Origin of the sequence: Arthrobacter sp. BB-1, assembly GCF_006151685.1 — a bacterium.
Lineage (GTDB): Bacteria > Actinomycetota > Actinomycetes > Actinomycetales > Micrococcaceae > Arthrobacter.
The window spans coordinates 12,868-31,065 of record NZ_VDEV01000010.1; the positions used below are offsets into that span (position 1 = coordinate 12,868).

The 18,198-nt window shown below is 66.2% G+C and carries 18 protein-coding genes; 11 read left to right on the plus strand and 7 right to left on the minus strand.

The features are described 5' to 3' along the window. Positions 1–37 precede the first annotated feature (37 nt). The 7 genes from FHJ30_RS04845 to FHJ30_RS04875 all read left to right on the plus strand — a co-directional run bounded on the left by FHJ30_RS04845 (position 38) and on the right by FHJ30_RS04875 (position 7,116). On the plus strand, positions 38–1,096 hold the full coding sequence (locus tag FHJ30_RS04845) for an ABC transporter permease (RefSeq protein ID WP_139028180.1): 1,059 nt from the start codon (positions 38–40) through the stop codon (positions 1,094–1,096). A gap of 5 nt (positions 1,097–1,101) precedes the next feature. Further along, positions 1,102–2,004, plus strand: a complete 903-nt coding sequence (locus FHJ30_RS04850) for an ATP-binding cassette domain-containing protein (RefSeq protein ID WP_139028181.1) — start codon at positions 1,102–1,104, stop codon at positions 2,002–2,004. A 125-nt stretch (positions 2,005–2,129) separates the two neighbouring features. Further along, positions 2,130–3,125 (plus strand): Gfo/Idh/MocA family oxidoreductase, encoded by a 996-nt coding sequence (locus tag FHJ30_RS04855; RefSeq protein WP_139028182.1) that lies wholly within the window; start codon positions 2,130–2,132, stop codon positions 3,123–3,125. Then, positions 3,125–4,198, plus strand: coding sequence for a Gfo/Idh/MocA family protein (locus FHJ30_RS04860; protein ID WP_139028183.1), 1,074 nt, complete (start codon positions 3,125–3,127; stop codon positions 4,196–4,198). Before FHJ30_RS04855 ends, FHJ30_RS04860 begins: the two co-directional genes overlap by 1 nt. 4 nt (positions 4,199–4,202) lie before the next feature. Beyond that, positions 4,203–5,291 (plus strand): Gfo/Idh/MocA family oxidoreductase, encoded by a 1,089-nt coding sequence (locus tag FHJ30_RS04865; protein WP_139028184.1) that lies wholly within the window; start codon positions 4,203–4,205, stop codon positions 5,289–5,291. Then, entirely contained in the window at positions 5,291–6,076 is a 786-nt protein-coding gene (locus FHJ30_RS04870; RefSeq protein WP_139028185.1) for a TIM barrel protein, read from the plus strand. The genes FHJ30_RS04865 and FHJ30_RS04870 overlap by 1 nt, the downstream gene beginning before the upstream one ends. Further along, positions 6,073–7,116: a Gfo/Idh/MocA family oxidoreductase gene (locus FHJ30_RS04875; protein WP_139028186.1), complete on the plus strand. Its 1,044-nt coding sequence runs from the start codon at positions 6,073–6,075 to the stop codon at positions 7,114–7,116. The genes FHJ30_RS04870 and FHJ30_RS04875 overlap by 4 nt, the downstream gene beginning before the upstream one ends. A 14-nt stretch (positions 7,117–7,130) precedes the next feature. Here FHJ30_RS04875 and FHJ30_RS04880 read toward each other — a convergent pair whose 3' ends face one another. Then, positions 7,131–7,580: a MarR family winged helix-turn-helix transcriptional regulator gene (locus FHJ30_RS04880; RefSeq protein ID WP_139028187.1), complete on the minus strand. Its 450-nt coding sequence runs from the start codon at positions 7,578–7,580 to the stop codon at positions 7,131–7,133. A gap of 139 nt (positions 7,581–7,719) precedes the next feature. Between FHJ30_RS04880 and FHJ30_RS04885 the strand changes: the two genes are divergently transcribed. Beyond that, positions 7,720–8,931 (plus strand): MFS transporter, encoded by a 1,212-nt coding sequence (locus tag FHJ30_RS04885; protein ID WP_139028188.1) that lies wholly within the window; start codon positions 7,720–7,722, stop codon positions 8,929–8,931. 111 nt (positions 8,932–9,042) lie between these two features. Here the strand turns inward: FHJ30_RS04885 and iolB are convergent, their stop codons facing one another. Further along, positions 9,043–9,936 (minus strand): 5-deoxy-glucuronate isomerase, encoded by an 894-nt coding sequence (iolB, locus tag FHJ30_RS04890; RefSeq protein ID WP_139028189.1) that lies wholly within the window; start codon positions 9,934–9,936, stop codon positions 9,043–9,045. Positions 9,937–9,953: 17 nt separating this feature from the next. Beyond that, positions 9,954–10,694, minus strand: coding sequence for a GntR family transcriptional regulator (locus tag FHJ30_RS04895; protein WP_139028190.1), 741 nt, complete (start codon positions 10,692–10,694; stop codon positions 9,954–9,956). Between the two features lie 202 nt (positions 10,695–10,896). Between FHJ30_RS04895 and FHJ30_RS04900 the strand changes: the two genes are divergently transcribed. Next, on the plus strand, positions 10,897–12,054 hold the full coding sequence (locus FHJ30_RS04900) for an LOG family protein (RefSeq protein ID WP_139028191.1): 1,158 nt from the start codon (positions 10,897–10,899) through the stop codon (positions 12,052–12,054). 47 nt (positions 12,055–12,101) lie between these two features. Here FHJ30_RS04900 and FHJ30_RS04905 read toward each other — a convergent pair whose 3' ends face one another. Continuing rightward, complete coding sequence (locus tag FHJ30_RS04905) at positions 12,102–13,046, minus strand: matrixin family metalloprotease (protein WP_240793587.1); 945 nt, start codon at positions 13,044–13,046, stop codon at positions 12,102–12,104. 27 nt (positions 13,047–13,073) lie between these two features. Further along, positions 13,074–14,261 (minus strand): VIT1/CCC1 transporter family protein, encoded by a 1,188-nt coding sequence (locus FHJ30_RS04910; protein ID WP_139028192.1) that lies wholly within the window; start codon positions 14,259–14,261, stop codon positions 13,074–13,076. A gap of 255 nt (positions 14,262–14,516) precedes the next feature. Between FHJ30_RS04910 and FHJ30_RS04915 the strand changes: the two genes are divergently transcribed. After that, positions 14,517–14,750 carry a hypothetical protein gene (locus FHJ30_RS04915; RefSeq protein ID WP_139028193.1) on the plus strand — a complete coding sequence of 78 codons (234 nt, stop codon included), beginning with the start codon at positions 14,517–14,519 and terminating at the stop codon, positions 14,748–14,750. Positions 14,751–14,863: 113 nt separating this feature from the next. Here FHJ30_RS04915 and FHJ30_RS04920 read toward each other — a convergent pair whose 3' ends face one another. Further along, on the minus strand, positions 14,864–16,381 hold the full coding sequence (locus tag FHJ30_RS04920) for a sodium:solute symporter (RefSeq protein WP_139028194.1): 1,518 nt from the start codon (positions 16,379–16,381) through the stop codon (positions 14,864–14,866). Positions 16,382–16,641: 260 nt separating this feature from the next. Here FHJ30_RS04920 and FHJ30_RS04925 point away from each other — a divergent pair, with 260 nt between their 5' ends. Beyond that, positions 16,642–17,217, plus strand: coding sequence for a helix-turn-helix domain-containing protein (locus tag FHJ30_RS04925; RefSeq protein ID WP_139028195.1), 576 nt, complete (start codon positions 16,642–16,644; stop codon positions 17,215–17,217). A gap of 130 nt (positions 17,218–17,347) precedes the next feature. Here FHJ30_RS04925 and FHJ30_RS04930 read toward each other — a convergent pair whose 3' ends face one another. After that, entirely contained in the window at positions 17,348–18,175 is an 828-nt protein-coding gene (locus FHJ30_RS04930; protein WP_139028196.1) for a type IV toxin-antitoxin system AbiEi family antitoxin domain-containing protein, read from the minus strand. Between the last annotated feature and the right edge of the window lie 23 nt (positions 18,176–18,198).

Genomic DNA, 18,198 nt, shown 5'->3' on the forward strand with positions numbered 1-18,198 from the left:
ACATGCCGCGGGCCAGGCGCTAGGTAGGAGAAACATTATGACCATCACCCAAAGTGTGACCAAGTCCCAGGCGGTCCGCGACGAACGCGTCAGCAAGCGGAACCCCTTCCAGAAACTCCTGGCACGTCCCGAAGTAGGCGCCCTCGTCGGCGCAATCGTCCTCTTCGTCTTCTTCGCTTCCGTCTCGCAGACATTCATCCAGCCGAACGCCTTCGCCACTGTCCTCTACGGCAGCTCAACCATCGGCATTATGGCCGTTGGGGTGTCGCTGCTGATGATTGGCGGCGAGTTCGACCTTTCAACCGGTGTGGCCGTGATCAGCTCCGCACTGACAGCCTCGATGTTCAGCTGGTACTTCAGCATGAATGTGTGGGTGGGCGTGGTCCTGGCCCTCCTAGTGTCCCTGGCCATTGGTTTCATCAACGGCTGGATCCTGATGAAGACCAAGCTGCCGAGCTTCATCGTCACCCTTGCCACCTTCCTGATGCTCACCGGCCTCAACCTGGGCCTGACCCGTATGATCGGCGGCGGCGTGTCCTCCCCGTCAATCTCGGACATGGATGGCTACCAGGCGGCGCGTGCCATCTTTGCCTCCTCGGTGAAAATCGGCGGCGTGGACGTCAACAACACCGTTTTCATCTGGATCGCGCTGGTGGCCGTGGCGTCCTGGGTACTGCTGCGGACCAAGGTGGGCAACTGGATTTTCGCCGTTGGCGGCGACGCTAACGCCGCCCGCGCTGTGGGCGTGCCGGTCAAAGCCACCAAGATCGGCCTCTTCATGGCGGTCGGTTTCTGCGCCTGGATCCTGGGCATGCACAACCTGTTCGCGTTCGATGCCGTGCAGTCCGGTGAGGGCGTGGGCAACGAATTCCTCTACATCATCGCTGCCGTCATCGGTGGCTGCCTCCTGACCGGCGGCTACGGCTCAGCCGTCGGTGGCGCCATCGGTGCCTTCATCTTCGGCATGGCCAACAAGGGCATCGTTTACGCCCAGTGGAATCCTGACTGGTTCAAGTTCTTCCTGGGCCTGATGTTGCTCCTGGCCACCATCGTGAACCTGTACGTCAAACGCCGCGCAGACGCAAGTAAGGGCTGATAACCATGAACGCCAAGCAGATTGACCAGCAGCAGCTCCTCAAGGACGAAAAGGATCCGCTGACCCACACGCCCGTGCACCTGCTGTCCCTGGAGAGTGTGGGCAAGCACTATGGCAGCATCGTTGCCCTCACGGATGTCACCATGGCCGTGGACAACGGCCGCGTTACGTGTGTCCTCGGCGACAACGGGGCCGGCAAGTCCACGCTGATCAAGATCATCGCCGGGCTGCACCAGCACGACGAGGGCGTCCTGAAAGTCATGGGGGAGGAGCGCAAGTTCAGCTCTCCAAGGGACGCTCTGGATGTAGGCATCGCCACCGTGTACCAGGACCTGGCCGTGGTGCCACTGATGCCGATCTGGCGCAACTTCTTCCTGGGCTCGGAGCTGACCACCGGCTTCGGACCGTTCAAGAAGCTGGACGTCCAGAAGATGAAGGACGTCACCAAGAAAGAGCTCGCCGACATGGGCATCGACCTGCGCGACGTAGAGCAGCCCATCGGCCAGCTCTCCGGCGGTGAGCGGCAGTGTGTCGCGATCGCCCGCGCAGTCTACTTCGGTGCCAAGGTCCTCATTCTGGACGAGCCGACGGCGGCCCTCGGCGTAAAACAGTCGGGTGTAGTACTGCGCTACATCCTGCAGGCCCGCGACCGCGGACTCGGCGTCATCTTCATTACCCACAACCCGCACCACGCCTTCCCCGTCGGTGACCGGTTCCTGCTGCTCAAGCGCGGCAGGTCGATCGGCTACTACGACAAGAAGGACATCACCCTTGATGAACTGACGGCACAGATGGCCGGCGGCGCCGAGCTCGCCGAACTCGCCCACGAGCTCGAACAGATCGGCGGGCACGGCGACATCGTCAAGGAAGTACAGGCCGAGGTCGCCGACGTCGGCGACAAGCGCTGACGCCGGCTGGACAGCAGCCACACTGAGCCCAGGCCCGCTTCCCGGGTGCGCAGGGGCCCGCCACGCTTCTTGCGGACCCCTGCGCCGGGGCAGTGGAAAGACCAAAAACCAGACGGGAAGACAGAATGACGATTCGGGTTGGCGTCATCGGCGCCGGTGTTATGGGTGCAGACCATATCAGGAACCTCTCCACCACCATCAGCGGCGCCGAAGTCACCTATGTGGCAGACCTCGACGCCGGACGTGCGGCAGCGGCTGCACCACCATCCGCACGGGTCACCACGGATCCATCCGAGCTGATCAACGCCAGCGACGTTGACGCTGTGGTGGTGGCTTCGCACGACTCGACGCACGCCGGTTTGGTGCTTGAGTGCTTCGAGGCAATGACACCGGTTCTGTGCGAAAAGCCGCTTGCGCCCTCGCTCCTGGAAAGCCTTGAGGTGGTCGAGGCTGAGGCCGACATCATTGCAGCGACCGGTACCCGGCTGCTGTCCATGGGGTTCATGCGCCGCTTCGATCCGGGATACGTGGCTCTGCGCCAGTCAGTGGAGGACCGGGTCCAGGGCGAGCCGCTGATAGTCCACTGCACCAGCCGCAACGCCTCGGCCGGTCCCGGCACCACAGCCGAATCCGCCATCACCAATTCCGCCATCCACGAACTGGACATCGTCCCCTGGCTGCTGCACTCGCCCATCGCGGAGGTCTCGTGGCAGGCGGGCCGGAGTTCCCGCTGCGCCGCCGGCGGCCTCCAAGACCCGGCGTTCATGCTGTTCCGCCTGGCAGACGGAACCCTCGCCACCCTGGAGTTGTTCCTCAATGCACAGTACGGCTACACAACCGCCTGTGAGGTCGTGTCGGAGCGGGGCACCACCGCCCTGCCGGAACCGGCGGTCCTGGCCGTGCAGGAGGAAGGCCAACGGCGCTCACGGATTCCCGCTGACTGGCGTCCCCGCTTCGCCGACGCCTACCGGCTCCAGCTGCAGGCGTGGATCTCCGCGCTCGAACTCGGTGAACCGGCCACGCTTGCCACGGGAGAAGACGGCCTGCGGGCATCCCAGGTTGCCCAGGCAATGATCCGGTCGCTGCACAGCGACGGTGCCTACACGAAGGTCATCTACTGATGGCGCCTGCACGCCTCCCCGCGGCGCGCGTGCCTGACTCCATGGAAGCCCCCGTCCTGCGCTGGGGGATCATGGGACCCGGCTGGATCGCTGAGCGCTTCACCGAGTCAGTCCAGGCGCACACGGACCAGGTGATCGCCGCCGTCGCGTCCCGCTCGCTCACCCGCTCCAAGGCGTTCGCCGAGTCCTTCGGCATCCCGGCAGCCTATGGCAGTTATGAAGAACTGGCGAACGATCCGGGCATCGACATCATCTACGTGTGCACTCCGCACACCGGGCACCACCCGGCGGCTGTACTGGCGCTCAACGCCGGCAAGCACGTCTTGATCGAGAAGCCCATCGGGCTCAACGCGGTACAAGCGAATGACATCGCGAGGCGGGCAAAGGCCGCGGGCGTTTTCGTTGCTGAGGCAATGTGGAGCTTCTTCCTGCCCAAGTTCGATGTGGTCCGGCAGGTCCTCGAGGCGGGGACTCTTGGCACAGTCACCACCGTCCTGGCGGAGTACGGCGAACACTTCGAGCGAAGCCACCGGATCTTTGATCCGGCCCTGGCCGGCGGGCCGCTGTTGGACCTCGGAACGTACCCACTGGCGCTGATCACCGAAGTTCTGGGAGCTCCCAAACAGATCCTCGCCCTGGGGCAAAAGCACGAATCAGGGGTTAATGCCCAGCTCTCCGCTGTCATGGAATTCGACGGCGGAAGCCAGGCCGTCATGAACACACATCTCCACAACTTTACGCCCACGGCGGCAACGATCGTAGGCTCCAAAGCCACGCTGACCCTGAATGGTCCGTTCAACATGCCCGGCGGATTCGAGCTGCGGTTCCCGGACGGATCACGGCTCCGCTATGACGAACCGCCCGGAGCCCACTTCGAGGGCCTGCACTACGAGGCCGCCGCCGTGGCCCGTGCCGTCGCAGGCGGCCTGGTCGAGGTGCCGGAACGGACGCTCGCCGCTTCCATCCGGACCATGGAGGCGGCCGACGAAATCCGGCGCCAGCTCGGCATTGGCTTCCCGGGCGAGGGAAAGCCACCCCTCGAAACACTGCAGTACACAACCTCGAAAGGATGAGCCCTTGGCTTACATCACCCAGAACCCCACGGTGGGCCCAGTACCGGTACGGATCGGTCTTATCGGCTCAGGCTGGATGGGTGCGTTCCATGCCGAAAGCATTGCCCGCCGCGTCCCCAGCGCTGACCTGGCCGCCATCGCCGACCCCAACCTCGAGTCCGCGCAGAACCTTGCCCTGGAGCTGGGTACCGCCAAGGTGACGGCCAGCGCTGATGACATCTTGGCCGATCCGGAGATTGACGCCGTGATCATCGCCAGCCCTGCACGGTTCCACTCAGCACTCATCGCGCAGGCGGCCGCCGCCGGGAAGCACGTTTTCTGCGAGAAGCCCGCCGGCCAGACCCTCGCCGAACTCGACGCCGCGCTCGCCGCCGTGGACGAGGCAGGTGTCCACTTCCAGATCGGATTCAACCGCCGGTACGCCGATGACTTCAAGGCAGCGAAGAAGGACCTCGCCGCCGGAACGGCAGGAACCCCGCAGCTCCTGCGCTCGCTGACCCGTGACCCGGGGAACGGAAGTATCCCCCATGCCGCCAGGGTCCCGGCATGGACAATCTTCCTTGAAACCTTGATCCATGACTTCGACACCCTCAACTGGTTCAACGAGGGGGCCGAACCCGTGGAGGTCTACGCCGTGGCCGATGCGCTCGTGGAGCCGTCCCTGCGCGACCAGGGGTTCCTGGACACCGCCGTGGTGACCATCCGGTACAGCAACGGCGCCGTGGCGGTGGCCGAAGCAAACTTCAGTGCACTCTACGGGTACGACGTCCGTGGCGAAGTCTTCGGCTCCAAAGGCATGGTGCAGGCCGGCCGGTCCACCGAAACGGCGGCCCGGCGCTACACCGCCGAAGGACTTTCGGCGGATACACCGCGCCTGAACGTGGAGCTGTTCCGCCAGGCCTACACGGACGAACTCGCCGACTTCGCCGCGGCCGTGCGGGCAAAGCGCGACGGCGTGCCGTCGCCGTCGCCCGATTTCACGCTGACGCCCGGCGCCGCCGATGCCCGCCGTGCCCTGGCCATGGCCCTGGCCTGCATCGAATCGGTCAAACGCGGGGCCCCCGTCATCGTCAGCGAGAAGGCAGCCCTCTGATGCGCCTGGCCGTCTGCGCCGAGATGGTCTTTTTGGACCTGCCGTTCCTGGAACGGGTGCGCAGGATCCATGAGGCGGGATTCGACGTCGAACTCTGGGACTCCCGGACCAAGGACGTCCGGGCACTGAAAGCTACCGGGGCCGTCTTCTCCTCCATGACCGGCTACACGTCCGGCAGCCTGGTGGACCCGGACACGGCCGACGACGTGGTGCGGTCAGCTGAAGCGCTGATCCCCACCGCCGTCGAGCTCGGCGTCAGCCGCATGGTGGTGCACCCGGCTGAACTGGTGGACGGCCGCGCCGCCCGCCCGGTATACCGCTCCACCGGACGCATGTGGGCCACGGGCGCGCGTACCCTGCAGCGGCTGGGCGCCTTGGGCGAAAAGCACGGCGTGACGTTCTGCCTGGAGAACCTGAACACAATCGTCGACCATCCCGGCATTCCGCTGGCACGCGCCAAGGACACCCTCGCACTGGTGGAGGCCGCGGGGCACCCGAACGCCAAACTGATGCTGGATCTCTACCACGCCCAACTGGGGGAGGGGAACCTCATCGAACTGGTGAGGTCGGCAATGCACTACATCGGTGAAATCCAGGTGGCGGACGTGCCCGGACGCTGCGAGCCGGGCACCGGGGAAATCAACTACGCGGCTGTGGCCCGGGCCCTGGCCGAGGCCGGCTATGAGGGCACAGTAGGCATGGAGGCGTGGGCGAAGGATGACAGCAACGCAGCCCTCGACGCCTTCCGGACCGCTTTTACCGTCTATGCAGAGGAAAAATCATGAAGAATGTAGCGCTTGGCTTGGTCGGCGTAGGCCGGATCGGCGTCATGCACGCCCAGAACATCGCCGCCCTCAACGAGGTGTTGAATCCGAAGGGAATTAACGTGACCCTCCGCCTCACGGACGTGGCTGAAGAGCATGCCCGGAGCGTTGCCGCGGGCCTCGGCGCCGAGTACCATTCTTCCGTGGATGCACTGCTCGCCTCCCGCATTGACGGCCTGGTGGTGGCCACGGGCACCGCGACCCATCCCGAGCTGATCAAGGCGGGAGTGGACGCTGGCATCCCGGTCTTCTGCGAAAAGCCGGTGGCCATGAACGTTGCGGACGCCCTGCCGGTCCTGGACTACATCCGGGACAACAACGGCGTGGTCCAGATCGGCCACCAGCGGCGTTTCGATGCCGGATACCTTGAGGCACGGCGGGCGTACCAGGCCGGCGAGCTTGGATGGATCCACTCCCTGCGCGCGGTCACCTGCGACATGGCTCCGCCGCCCGTGGAGTTCCTGGCAACCTCCGGTGGACTCTTCCGGGACTGCTCGGTCCACGACTTCGACATCCTGCGCTGGCTGACGGGCCGCGAGATCGTCGAGGTCTACGCCAAGGGCTCCAACAACGGTGACCCGGCAATCGGCGAAGTAGGGGACGTGGATACGGCCCTGGCGCTGGTGACGTTCGACGACGGGACGGTAGGCACGGTTTCGGCCACGCGGTACAACGGGGCGGGCCATGACGTGCGCCTGGAAATCCAGGGGTCCAGCCGGTCGCTGATGGTGGGCCTGGACGAAAAGACCGCCATGGCCTCGGCCGAGCCCGGCGTCGTTTTCCATTCGGGTGAGCCGCACAGGACCTTCGCCGAGCGTTTCGACCAGGCATACCGTTCCGAAATGGCCGCGTTCGTTGAGCTTGTCCTGGGCGAGCGGGACAACCCGTGCACGCCCGAGGACGCTGTGGCCGCCTCCCGGGTGGCAGACGCCGCGCAGGAGTCCCTGGCCAGCGGCCTCCCGGTGCGGGTGGCAGGAGCTACGGTCAGCCAAATGTCCTGAGCGACCTTGACGGGTCAGGAAACTGCGTGCAGCTTGGGTAGCGCGTCCACCAGGGGGGCCAGCTCAGGGATGTCCTGCGCCGCCCCCAGTGCACGTTCGAGGGTGGCGTCGTGCACCGGCCTCGCTTCCTCAAGGAGGCTGAGGCCTGTGGGCGTCAGCTCCGTATAGATTCCCCGGCGGTCGTCAGCGCACAGGATGCGCGTCAGCAGGCCCCTGTCCTCCAGCCGGTTGACCAGCCGGGTGGTGGCACTGGGGCTCAAAGCAGAAGCGCGGGCCAGCTGCTGCATCCGCATGTGCCAGCCGTCCTGCCTGCTCAGGGCATCCAGGACCGTGTATTCCACCACCGATAGCTTGTACCGGGACTGGAGGGAGCGCTCCAATTCCGTCTCGATGAGGCCGTGGAGGGCCGCAAGCGTGCGCCAGCCTTGCGCGCGGACCTCAACGGCGTCGTCCTTAATGCCCATGGTGGTACTCCTCACCCAGATAGTTGCTTGCGCGGTATATTTGCGTGTGCAACAATAAATCCCGCGCCTGCAACTAGTTTACGCGCAATCCTGCGCCCACCAACATGCGCGTCCCCACACAACACGGAGGAGTACCGGCATGCCTGTCGGATTGATAGCACTGGCCCTTGGAGGCTTTGGAATTGGACTTACGGAGTTTGTGATCATGGGCCTGCTGCCCGAGGTGGCAGCGGACTTCGGTGTCACCGAAGCGGAAGCGGGCTGGCTCATTTCCGGCTACGCGCTGGCGGTGGTGGTGGGCGCCCTGGGCCTCACCGCGGCCGTCACCCGTTTCCAGCGGAAGCCGGTGCTGGCGGCGCTGCTGGTCCTGTTCATCGCAGGCAACCTGCTGTCGGCCACCGCAGCCGACTACTGGCCCATGATGGCAGGCCGGGTTGTCGCGGCGCTGGCCCACGGCGCCTTCTTCGGCATCGGCTCGGTGGTGGCGGCAGGCATGGTTGCCCCTGCGAAGAAGGCGGGCGCCATCGCGCTGATGTTTACCGGCCTGACGGCGGCCAACGTCCTGGGTGTGCCGTTCGGCACCCTCCTGGGCCAGGCTGCGGGCTGGCGTGCCACCTTCTGGGCCATCACCATCATCGGTTTCCTGGCGCTCGCCGGGATCCTGGCGCTCGTCCCCAAGGCAGCCGGAGCGCGGGGCGAAACCGGAGGGCTGCGCGGCGAACTGCGGGCCTTCCGCTCCGGGCAGGTATGGCTCTCGATTGTGGTGACCATCCTCGGTTTCGGGGGCATGTTCGGCGCCTTCACCTACATCGCCTACACCCTCACCGAAGTGTCCGGTTTCGCTGCCGGCACGGTGCCCTGGCTCCTGATCCTGTTCGGCCTGGGGCTCTTCGCGGGCAACACGCTCGGCGGAAAAGCGGCTGACCGGAACCTGGACCGCACCCTACTGGTGGTTCTCGCGGCCCTTACCGCCATCCTCGTCGTCTTTGCCCTCACGGCCACCAGCCAGGTGCTCACTGTGGCCTCACTGGTACTTATGGGCGGCTTCGGTTTCGCCACCGTACCCGGCCTGCAGATGCGGGTGATGAACTACGCCAGCAGCGCCCCCACCCTGGCCTCCGGTGCAAACATCGGGGCGTTCAATGTGGGCAACGCACTGGGCGCGTGGCTTGGCGGCGTCACCATTACTGCAGGGCTCGGCTACACCTCGCCCATCTGGGCAGGAGCGGGCATTACAGTGCTGGGCCTGGCGGTCATGGCTTTCGCAGCGGCTGGCGCCAGGCGCAGCAAAACACCGGCGGGAGTCCTGGAAGCGGCGCCGTCGGACGTCGAAGACGCCCTCAAAGTGTGAGTCGCCCTCAAAGTGTGAGTCTTCGTCCAGATGTGCAGGGCTGGATGGCTGACGACTCCACCCTGCCATCGGGGGAGGGGTGCCGGACGGCGTCCAGGGCCCGCGCCGCGTTCAGGCGCCGAACGGCAGCCGGGGGTCGATGTCCTGTCCGTCCCACGTCTGGCGCACCCAGCCGTGGTGCGGATCGTCGCTGATGAGCCACTCGCGAACCGGTCCCGGGCCGGCCATGACGTTCAGGTAGTACAGGTCATAGCCCGGGGCCGCCATGGCGGGGCCGTGCCAGCCGTAAGGCACCAAGACAACATCGCCCGTACGCACCTCGGCGGACACGTCGATGGGGCGCTCATCGGAGGCGTACACGCGCTGGTAGCCCATGGCATCGGCGTCGGCCGGGGCTGCGGAACTGGCAGCCACCTGCGTTTCGAAGTAGTAGATCTCCTCCAGCTGCGTCTCGCCGTCCTTTTCCTCGTCGTGCTTGTGAGGGGGATAGGAGGACCAGTTGCCGGCGGGAGTGAGTACTTCACAGACGATGAACCTGTCGGCCTCCAGCGCGGCGGGCGTCCCGAAGTTGTGGACCTGGCGGGAGCAGTTGCCCGCCCCGCGGAGTTCCACGGGGGTCTCGACGGCGGTCACCAGGCGGGTGGGGTACGAATCCTTCGCCGGTGCTGTGGCAATCGCCACGCGACCGCCGTCGGCCGAGCTGATGGTGACCTCCCGGCCCGCGCCGGAGTAGAGGACGTCGCTGGGGCCGTGGAACACGGAGGCACGGCCCGCCAGCTGGTATTCCGTGCCGTCCACGGTGACGGTGAACGAGCCGTTGAGCGGGACCACAATGCGTTCCTCTGCCGCGGCGGGAAGGACGACGTCGGCCCTTGCGGCCAGGGTGGCCACCTTCAGTCCGGTGTGTGCCCACCCCTCCACGGAGAGGGAGGAATCGGACGTCCCGATCGAAACATCCCACTTGCCGTCGGCGGCTGTGCCCAGGGGATAGACCCAGTTGGTCATGCAGTTGGCTCCTTGAACTAGCGCTGTACGAGTGTCATTTCAAAGCTGTAGGAATCCGCGCGGTACACATGGTGGCCGGTTTCAACCCGGCGGCCGGTGTCGTCCACTGCGGTGCGTTCCATGGTGACCAGGGCGGATCCCTGCTCGGCGTCGAGCATGCCGGCCTGGTATTCGTTAGCGGTCATTGCCCCGATCCGCTGGGTGGCCAATCGGAAGTTGACGCCCCCGCGGCGCAGGATGGCGTAGAGCCCCTCGGCGGACAGCATCGCCTCGTCCATCTCCGTGATGTCGTCGCGGACCCAGTTCTCCATCAGGGCCAGGGGCTTGCCCCCCACTTTCCGCAGCCGGGTGAAGTGGTAGACCTTTGCACCGGCCGGGAGCTGCAGCGTGGACAGGGTGGCCTCGTCCGCCTCAATGTGGGAGAAGCTCAGGACCTCGGTGGTGGGTTTCTTGCCGTTGTTGGTGAGGTCGTCATAGAGGCTGGAGAGCTCCAGCGGGCGCCGCACCTGGCTTGACACCACCTGGGTTCCCACGCCGCGTTTCCGCACAAGCAGCCCGGACCGGACCAGTTCGTCCATGGCCTTCCGCATGGTGGGGCGCGAGAGGTTCAGTTGGGCGGCAAGGTCGATTTCGTTGTCGAGCCGGCTGCCCGGTTCCAGCACGCCACTGTAGATGGCCGCTTCTATGCCCTGGACCACCTGGTGGTACAGGGGCACGGGGGAGGAGCGGTCGATACTGAGACCCAGGTTGTTTGCCACGGTACGTTCCTTTCTGCGGCTTCAGCCCGATCGGGAGCCAAACGCAGTACGGCAACTTTGCCGCTATATGTTCGCTTGATAGGACATACTTCCATTTGATCGTAGCAGGCACCGGCCCGGCAGGCCAAGGTCTCCGAGGGCCAGCCCATTCCGGAGCTCCTGACAGGCGGAAACCGGCCCCGCTTTGCTTTAGGTTTAGACCGTGAACCTCTCAGGAAACCTGGGCCCCCACCCGCACAACCTCGAAGTCCAGGACCTGGAAAGCTTCGACCGGTTGGTCAGCGCAGGTGCCCTGGACATGCACGGCTGGCACGCACAGTCCCTGGACCTGCGGGGGAGGACCGCTGCGCTGGAGGGCATGCACGTGGAGGGGGCCATCTTCCTCGGCTGCACGTTCGACGACGGCACCGAGGACCTCCTCCGGCAACGGGGAGCGTTGATCTTTCCGCGGCTGGAGGCGGTACCTTTCAACCCCTACCGTGCCACCCTCTATTCACCGCAGGAGCTTTACGCGGGGCTGCCGCACTCCCCGTATGAGCAGCTCCCGGATGCCCGGATCTACCAGTGGAGCATCCACGACGGCCAGCGGCACCGGCTGGATGCCACCCTCGCCTCGGCGCTGCACGACCACGCCATCGGCGACGCCCTGGACGAGCTGACCCGGGCAGCGCCGTGGCGGGACCGGGCCATGGTGGGAGTGATGGGCGGGCACGCGGCGCAGCGCGGCAGCACGGACTTTGCCCAGGCCGCGCTGCTGGGCCGGCTGCTTGCGCGGGACGGTCGCGTGGTGGCCACCGGCGGAGGGCCGGGGGCCATGGAGGCGGCCAACCTGGGCGCGTACCTCAGCGAGGCGTCCGACGGCGAGGTGCGGGCGGCGCTGGACACGCTCGCCGCCGTCCCCGGCTTCCGTCCCTCGGTGTCCGCGTGGGCGCGCGCCGCTGCCGCCGTCGTCGAACGCTTTCCCGGCGGGACGCCGTCGCTCGGCATTCCCACGTGGTTCTACGGGCACGAGCCGCCCAACTACTTCGCCACGCACATCGCCAAATACTTTGCCAACGCCATCAGGGAAGCCATCCTGCTGGAACTGTGCAAGGGAGGCATCGTCTTCCTTCCCGGCGCCGCGGGCACGGTGCAGGAAATTTTCCAGGACGCCTGCGAGAACTACTACGGCGCGCGGGAAAAGGTCACGCCCATGGTGCTGGTGGGCAGGGACCACTGGGAACACCAGTACCCCGCCTGGCCCATGCTCCGCAGCCTGGCAGCCGGCCGGCCGATGGAAGAACACATATTCCTGGTGGATTCCGTGCAGGATGCGGTTGAGGTGCTGCAAAGCCAGTTGGGCCCAGGGCGGGCCTCCTGAAATCTGGCGGGCCCCCTGAAACCTGGCAGGTATGCCGGCCCGGCCGGTCAGAGGTCCTTGCGGCACTGGGCCTTGCCCAGCTCAAACAGCCCGTTGAGGTCTCCGGCGGACAGCCCCTCCGGCGTGCCGATCTCCGGGTACATCAGCTGCGTGGGGTCCTCCACGTGGTCAAGTCCCATGACATGGCTGAGCTCATGCAGGATCACGGCGCGTGCGTAAAGGTGGCCATCGGGGTTCAGGAGTTCGTCGGCGATCTGCGGTGAGTCCAGGTCCAGGCCGCCTGTGACGAAGGCCTTGGGGCCGTCGTCGTAACTGAAATGGGTGCTGCCCCCGGTGCCGATCACCTTGCCCCTGAGCTGCGGAGCCACCTCCGGTGTTGTCCAGGCGATGAGCAGCGGCGCCCAGCGCTCGCCGTAGGCCTCCGGCTGGTACGGCGGCCGTTGGGGTGAGGGCAGTTCACGGGTGGTTCCGTCGTAGGTGAACTGGATGCCGGTGGCGGCCGAGATGGTGCTGATGGCCTCCGCAATGAGCTGCTGTGCTCCGGCAGGGGCCAGCTCATCATTGACCACATAGTGCAGCGGCCTGCAGGGGGAATACCCCACCGGGCTGCCGTCCCCGTTGACTGTCAGGAAACGGTAGGAAGCACTGCCCGGCGGCGGCGGGCTGGCCGCTCCCAGGGGAGCCTCCGACTCCTCGAATCCCGGAGGCGGCGTTTTGGTCCGGCCCTCGGCCGGCGGTGCCTGGCCTGCGTGCCCGGTGGGGCCGGCGCCCTGCCGGCCTTCCGGCTCCCCGGACGTTCCGCCTGGCGGGCCGGTTCCCGGGCCGATGCGGACATCCAGGAATCCCTTGACCCGCGGATCGCTGACCGCCACGGCCGCACCGAACACGGCAGCCGTGGTCAGCGCGGCGATGACCAGGAGCCTGCCAATACCGCGTGCGCCCCGGCGGACCCTGACCCGCGCATGGCGGGACCCCGCGCCGTGGTCCTCCACTAACGCGCGCCCATTAGCAGGCCACCGCTAGCCCACCACGGTGCCGAAGACGAGCCCCAGCAGGTAGGTGACTGCCGCCGCGCCCAGGCCAATGGCCAGCTGGCGGATCCCGCGCGTCAGGGGTGACGTGCCGGACAGCAGGCCAACGGTGGCGCCGGTGACCAGCAGGGCGAGGCCCACCAGGACGCCCGCCACCACCAGTGCAGGCACGCCGGTCAGGCCGAACACAAACGGCAGGACGGGAACAATTGCCCCGGACGCGAAGAAGCAGAAGCTGGAGAGGGCCGCGCCCCATGCGGTGCCAACAGCCTCGTGCTGGTCATCGACGTCGGGCAGTTCCGGCTGCAGCGAAAGGCTGGGGTCGCAGTCACAGGGCAACAGGCCGGTGCGCTCGGCCACCCGGTGCTCCGCCGCTTCCTGGGTCATGCCCCTGGCCAGGTAGACCAGGAGCAGTTCGTTGTGCTCGAGGTCCAGCTTGGGAGCCGCCACCAGGGTGACCTGTGTGGGCCGGGTTGCCGCCAGCAGTTCCCGCTGGGAACGGACGGAAATGAACTCGCCGGCCCCCATGGACATGGCACCGGCCAGGAGGCCGGCGATGCCGCTGAGCAGCACCACGCTGCTGGCCACGCCGGAAGCGGCCATGCCCATCACCAGGGACAGGTTGCTGACCAGTCCGTCATTGGCGCCGAACACCGCCGCGCGGAAAGTTCCCGCCAGGCGGTTGCGTCCCCGTGTGGCCAGCCCGCGGACCACTTCCTCGTGGATCTGTTCATCAGCGGCCATGGCGTCCGTGGCGTTGGGATCCTTGGCGTAGGGGGAGCGGCCTTCGGCGCGCTGGGCCAGCGCCAGCACGAACACGGAGCCGAAATGCCGGGCCAGGAAACCGAGCAGCCGGCTGCGGAGTGACGCCCGCCGGGGCTTGCCCGCACGGTCTCCCAGCAGACCCAGCCAGTGTGCTTCGTGGCGGCCTTCGGCCTCGGCCAGGGCCAGGAGGATGTCGCGTTCTTCGCCCTGCCGGTTTTGCGCGAGGTCCCGGTAGACGGCGGCTTCGGCGCGCTCGTCCGCGAGGTATTGCCGCCATCGCTTGATGTCCGACGGCGACGGCTGGGGCTGCTGGTCCGGTACGGATGCTTCCGGTGCAGCTGCTTCGGGTGCAGCGGGAAGGGGCGACGCCTGGGGCGTGGCGTTGCGGTTGTTCTGGGCGTGCGGAGACACGGACACTCCTGGGCTGGATGGGGCATGGTTCGGCCCCATTGCAGTGCCAGCTTACTGCGAAAATCCGCGGATTTTTGGCAGGTATTCCTCCCTGGGAGGTTTCGGTCCGCCGTAATCCAGGGCAGGCCCTGAGGGTGACTCCGGCCGGTTATTTGCGCTATTGACCCGTATGCCGGGCGGTGCTGTGATGAAAGTGTGGCGCAGCCAGCGCCCTCACTGAAAGAGCACGTCAGGCGAACAAACGGAGGTTCAATCATGAGCACCACCGGACAGCACCCGGACATGCCGCACCTGGATGCCGTAGAGGCGGACCCCGCCTATGACTACGCAGAGGATGCACCGGTAGTTGAGGACGACTGGGACACCGAGGACGAATACCTGGACGAAGAGGAGCCGGTAGTCCAGCCGCCTCCTGTCGTCATCGACGCCGAGGACCGCCCGGTCCCGCTGGAGGACCCGGACGAGGTCCGCGAAGCCGAGCAGGACTGACGACGGCGGCACCTCCTTCGCTGTAACGCGGGAGGAGGTGCCGCCGTCGTGCTTTACCGTGGAACCTTCCGCCGGGCCTGGCGGGCCCTGCCGGATTTAGCGGATTTAGCGGATTAGCCGACGGCGGCCGGAGCCGGCACCTCTTCGTTGTCCTGCCCGGCAACCCGGCGCTGCCAGTTGCGCATGACCTGCGGGTCGGTGGGCCTGGTCAGCAGGGACACCGCAATGTAGGCCACGGCGGAGGTCAGGAGGCCGTAGTAGATGGGCTCGTTGGCGTAGATGCCGTCCAGCGGCGCCTTGGCGTTGACTTCCAGGATGATCATGGTGCCCAGGGTCACCACGGATCCCACCGCCATGGAAACCGCGGCGGCCAGGCCTGTCCCGCGCTTCCATACCAGGCCGCCGAGGATTGCCACCAGGAGGCCGCCAACCAGGATGTCGTAGGCGATGGTCAGGGCTGCCACCACGTCCTTGGTGATGATGGCGATGACGATGGCCACGATGCCCAGGGCGAGGACCCAGGCGCGGTTGGCTTTGACGTCGTGCTCCGGGTTGTCCGTGTCTTCGGTGTTGATGGTCTTGCCGAACCAGCTGGCAACAAAGGGCAGGACGTCTGCACGGGCCACGGTGGCCGCGGCGATAAGGGCGCCGGAGGCTGTGGACATCATGGCGGCCACGGCTGCAGCGAGGACCAGCCCGCCGATGCCGACGGGGAGCAGGGTCTGGGCAACCTCTGCGTAGACGTCGTCCTTGGCCGCGATCTCAACATTGGCCAGGGCAACGCTGGCGGCCATGCCGATCAGGGCGCCGGCCACGCCGTAGAGGATGCAGTAGATGCCGGCCGTGGCACCGCCCCAACGGGCAACGCCCGGGGTCCTGGCCGTGAAGACGCGCTGCCAGATGTCCTGGCCGATCAGCAGGCCAAGGGTGTAGACCACGAAGTAGGTGATGATCGTCTGGAGCCCGATGCCGTCAATCTGGAAGAAGCTTTCGTCCACGCGGCTGCGGATGCCGTCCAGGCCGCCGGCGGCGCTCAGGGTGAAGGGGAGCATAAGGAAGAAGATGCCCACCGTCTTGATGACGAACTGCACCTGGTCGGCCAGGGTGATGGACCACATGCCGCCCACCGTGGAGTAAACCAGCACGATTGCTCCGCCGACCGCGATGGCAAGCGCCCTGTCCCAGTCGAAGAGGACCACGAAGATGGTGGCGTAGGCGCCGGTGGACGTGGCGCACAGCATCAGGGTGTAGGCGAGCATCACGATCCCCGAGGCTTCGGTGGCCCGGCTGCCGTAGCGCAAAGTGAGCATCTGCGAGACGGTGTAGATCTTCAGTTTCTGGATGGTGCCGGCGAACAGGAGGCTGAGCAGCAGGACGCCTGCGCCGATGGCCACCACCAGCCACATGCCGGAGATGCCGAACTTGTAGCCCAGCCCCACGCCACCGACGGTTGAGGCGCCGCCAAGGACGACGGCGGCCATGGTGCCTGTGTAGAGGAAGGGGCCGAGGCGCCGGCCGGCTACCAGGAAGTCGCTGTTGTTCTTGGTGCGGGACTTGCCCCACCAGCCAAAAGCCAGCATCGCCAGCAGATACACCACCACGATTGCGATGTTGATGACATTTACGTCCATGTTGGCTCCTTGGAGCGTGTTGGCAGCGGGCCCGGTCCGGGTGCCGGGGAAGCCGGGCAACCGCTGCGGAAATGGGGGAAGGTTCTCGGTTATTGCTATATAGGCAACAACTGTTGTCCAAAGCTAGGCTGTGACGGCGGTAACAGTCAAGGGAGGTTTACGGTCCCCGGGCCACGCCTGCAATGACGCGTCACAGTAGGGGTGGCCCATTAGGATTGCTCCAGAGCGGAGCCGGGCGGCCGGCCATGAAAGGTTCGTAGATGAAGGCACTGCCAGTTGAGCCGAGCAACGTTCCGGTAGCCATCGGTTCCAGGATCCGTGCGGCCCGGCAGTCCCAGCGGCTCACCATAGAGCAGGTGGCCGATGCCACGGGCCTCACCAAGGGGTTCCTTAGCCGCGTGGAGCGGGACCTGACGTCGCCGTCTGTCGCCTCGCTCGTGACGCTGTGCCAGGTGTTGTCGATTTCAATCGGCGATCTGTTCGCGGCCCCCGAGACGCACCTGACCAAACGCAACGAGGGACCAAGGATCTCCCTCGGCGGCGAAGGCATCGTGGAGCGGCTCCTCACCGCCCGTTCGGAGCGGCGCATCCAGATCATCCAGGCCTCGATCGACCCGCGCGGCCGCGGCGAGTCCGAGCTCTACGCCGTGGACTGCGACGTTGACGTGCTCCACGTGATCAAGGGCAGCATCCGGCTGATCCTCACCAATGAGGAATACGACCTCAATGCCGGAGACACGGTGACCTTCCCGGGCCGTGAACCGCACACCTGGGTCAACCCCACGGACAAGCCGGTCGAGGTGCTGTGGGTCCTGGTTCCCGCCGCCAGCCGGTAACTCCTGCCCAACCGCGTGCGTTCCTTCCCGGTTGCTCACGGCGGCACGTTGTTGCAGCCGCCCGTTCTGTGGGAACTCGTCCCGCCCAACGGCTGATGTCCAACAGTAACTGGGCTGGAGCGCATGCAAATCAGTGAGCTGTGAAGTGCCGGGCCGCCAACACGGTCCTAATTTCCGCCATGACCTGGTCCGGGCTGAACCACACGTGCTCGGGCATGTAGCGCAGGACGGAATACCCGTTGACGGTGGAGGTGTTGTTGCGGTTCCGGTCGCGGAGCATGTCCTCGCGTTTGGAATGGAACGCGAAGCCGTCGATCTCCACGATGAGGAAGCCATCCAGCAGGAAGTCCACCCGGCCAATCCCGGGCAGGAAGACCTGCGCCTCGTAGTCGATCCCGTTACTCCGGAACAGGTGCTGCGCATCGACCTCGACGATGGATTCGGCGCGCACGTCGAGTTCCCGCAGTACGCGGAGTGCTGTGCCGGAACGGTCTGCCCGCAGGTGGTGCGCCAGCAGTTCCGGGGATACGCCATGCAGCCGGATTGCCGACGTCGCCATCGCGGTGGATGCTGGCGGTGGGAGGCAGCCCAAAGCATGCAGGGCTACGTCTTCCACTGCGGCTACCGGTGCGAACGGATGCCCCTCGAACCTGACTGTGCGGTGGCGGACAAAGCCGCTGCCGTGGCCATGGTTGCAGGCCAGGTGGAGCCGTGAAGGTGGCTGTCTCAGCCAGAGCCCATAGTGGGCGGCGGCGCTGGCGCAGCTGAGCCGGCCGTTGTGCCGGATTGCCGCCTGGTAATCCTCATCGCAGCCCGGGAGGGCGAAGACCCCGCGCCTGGGCTGGCTGGCTCCGGACTCCCTGAGCCGTAGCAGGTCACGGCGCGAGAAGCCGGCGTGGAGGAGTTGGGCCGATCGCGCGACTCCGCCGGCCTTCTGCAGATACTCAAGAATGTCCACATCGCCATCTGATCGCCGCAATT

Excerpts from the sequence above, each read along its gene's own strand:
- FHJ30_RS04845 (WP_139028180.1), top strand. The coding sequence starts at position 38 with ATGACCATCACCCAAAGTGTGACCAAGTCCCAGGCGGTCCGCGACGAA.
- FHJ30_RS04850 (WP_139028181.1), top strand. The coding sequence starts at position 1,102 with ATGAACGCCAAGCAGATTGACCAGCAGCAGCTCCTCAAGGACGAAAAG.
- FHJ30_RS04855 (WP_139028182.1), top strand. The coding sequence starts at position 2,130 with ATGACGATTCGGGTTGGCGTCATCGGCGCCGGTGTTATGGGTGCAGAC.
- FHJ30_RS04860 (WP_139028183.1), top strand. The coding sequence starts at position 3,125 with ATGGCGCCTGCACGCCTCCCCGCGGCGCGCGTGCCTGACTCCATGGAA.
- FHJ30_RS04870 (WP_139028185.1), top strand. The coding sequence starts at position 5,291 with ATGCGCCTGGCCGTCTGCGCCGAGATGGTCTTTTTGGACCTGCCGTTC.
- FHJ30_RS04875 (WP_139028186.1), top strand. The coding sequence starts at position 6,073 with ATGAAGAATGTAGCGCTTGGCTTGGTCGGCGTAGGCCGGATCGGCGTC.
- FHJ30_RS04880 (WP_139028187.1), bottom strand. The coding sequence starts at position 7,580 with ATGGGCATTAAGGACGACGCCGTTGAGGTCCGCGCGCAAGGCTGGCGC.
- FHJ30_RS04885 (WP_139028188.1), top strand. The coding sequence starts at position 7,720 with ATGCCTGTCGGATTGATAGCACTGGCCCTTGGAGGCTTTGGAATTGGA.
- iolB (WP_139028189.1), bottom strand. The coding sequence starts at position 9,936 with ATGACCAACTGGGTCTATCCCCTGGGCACAGCCGCCGACGGCAAGTGG.
- FHJ30_RS04915 (WP_139028193.1), top strand. The coding sequence starts at position 14,517 with ATGAGCACCACCGGACAGCACCCGGACATGCCGCACCTGGATGCCGTA.
- FHJ30_RS04920 (WP_139028194.1), bottom strand. The coding sequence starts at position 16,381 with ATGGACGTAAATGTCATCAACATCGCAATCGTGGTGGTGTATCTGCTG.
- FHJ30_RS04925 (WP_139028195.1), top strand. The coding sequence starts at position 16,642 with ATGAAGGCACTGCCAGTTGAGCCGAGCAACGTTCCGGTAGCCATCGGT.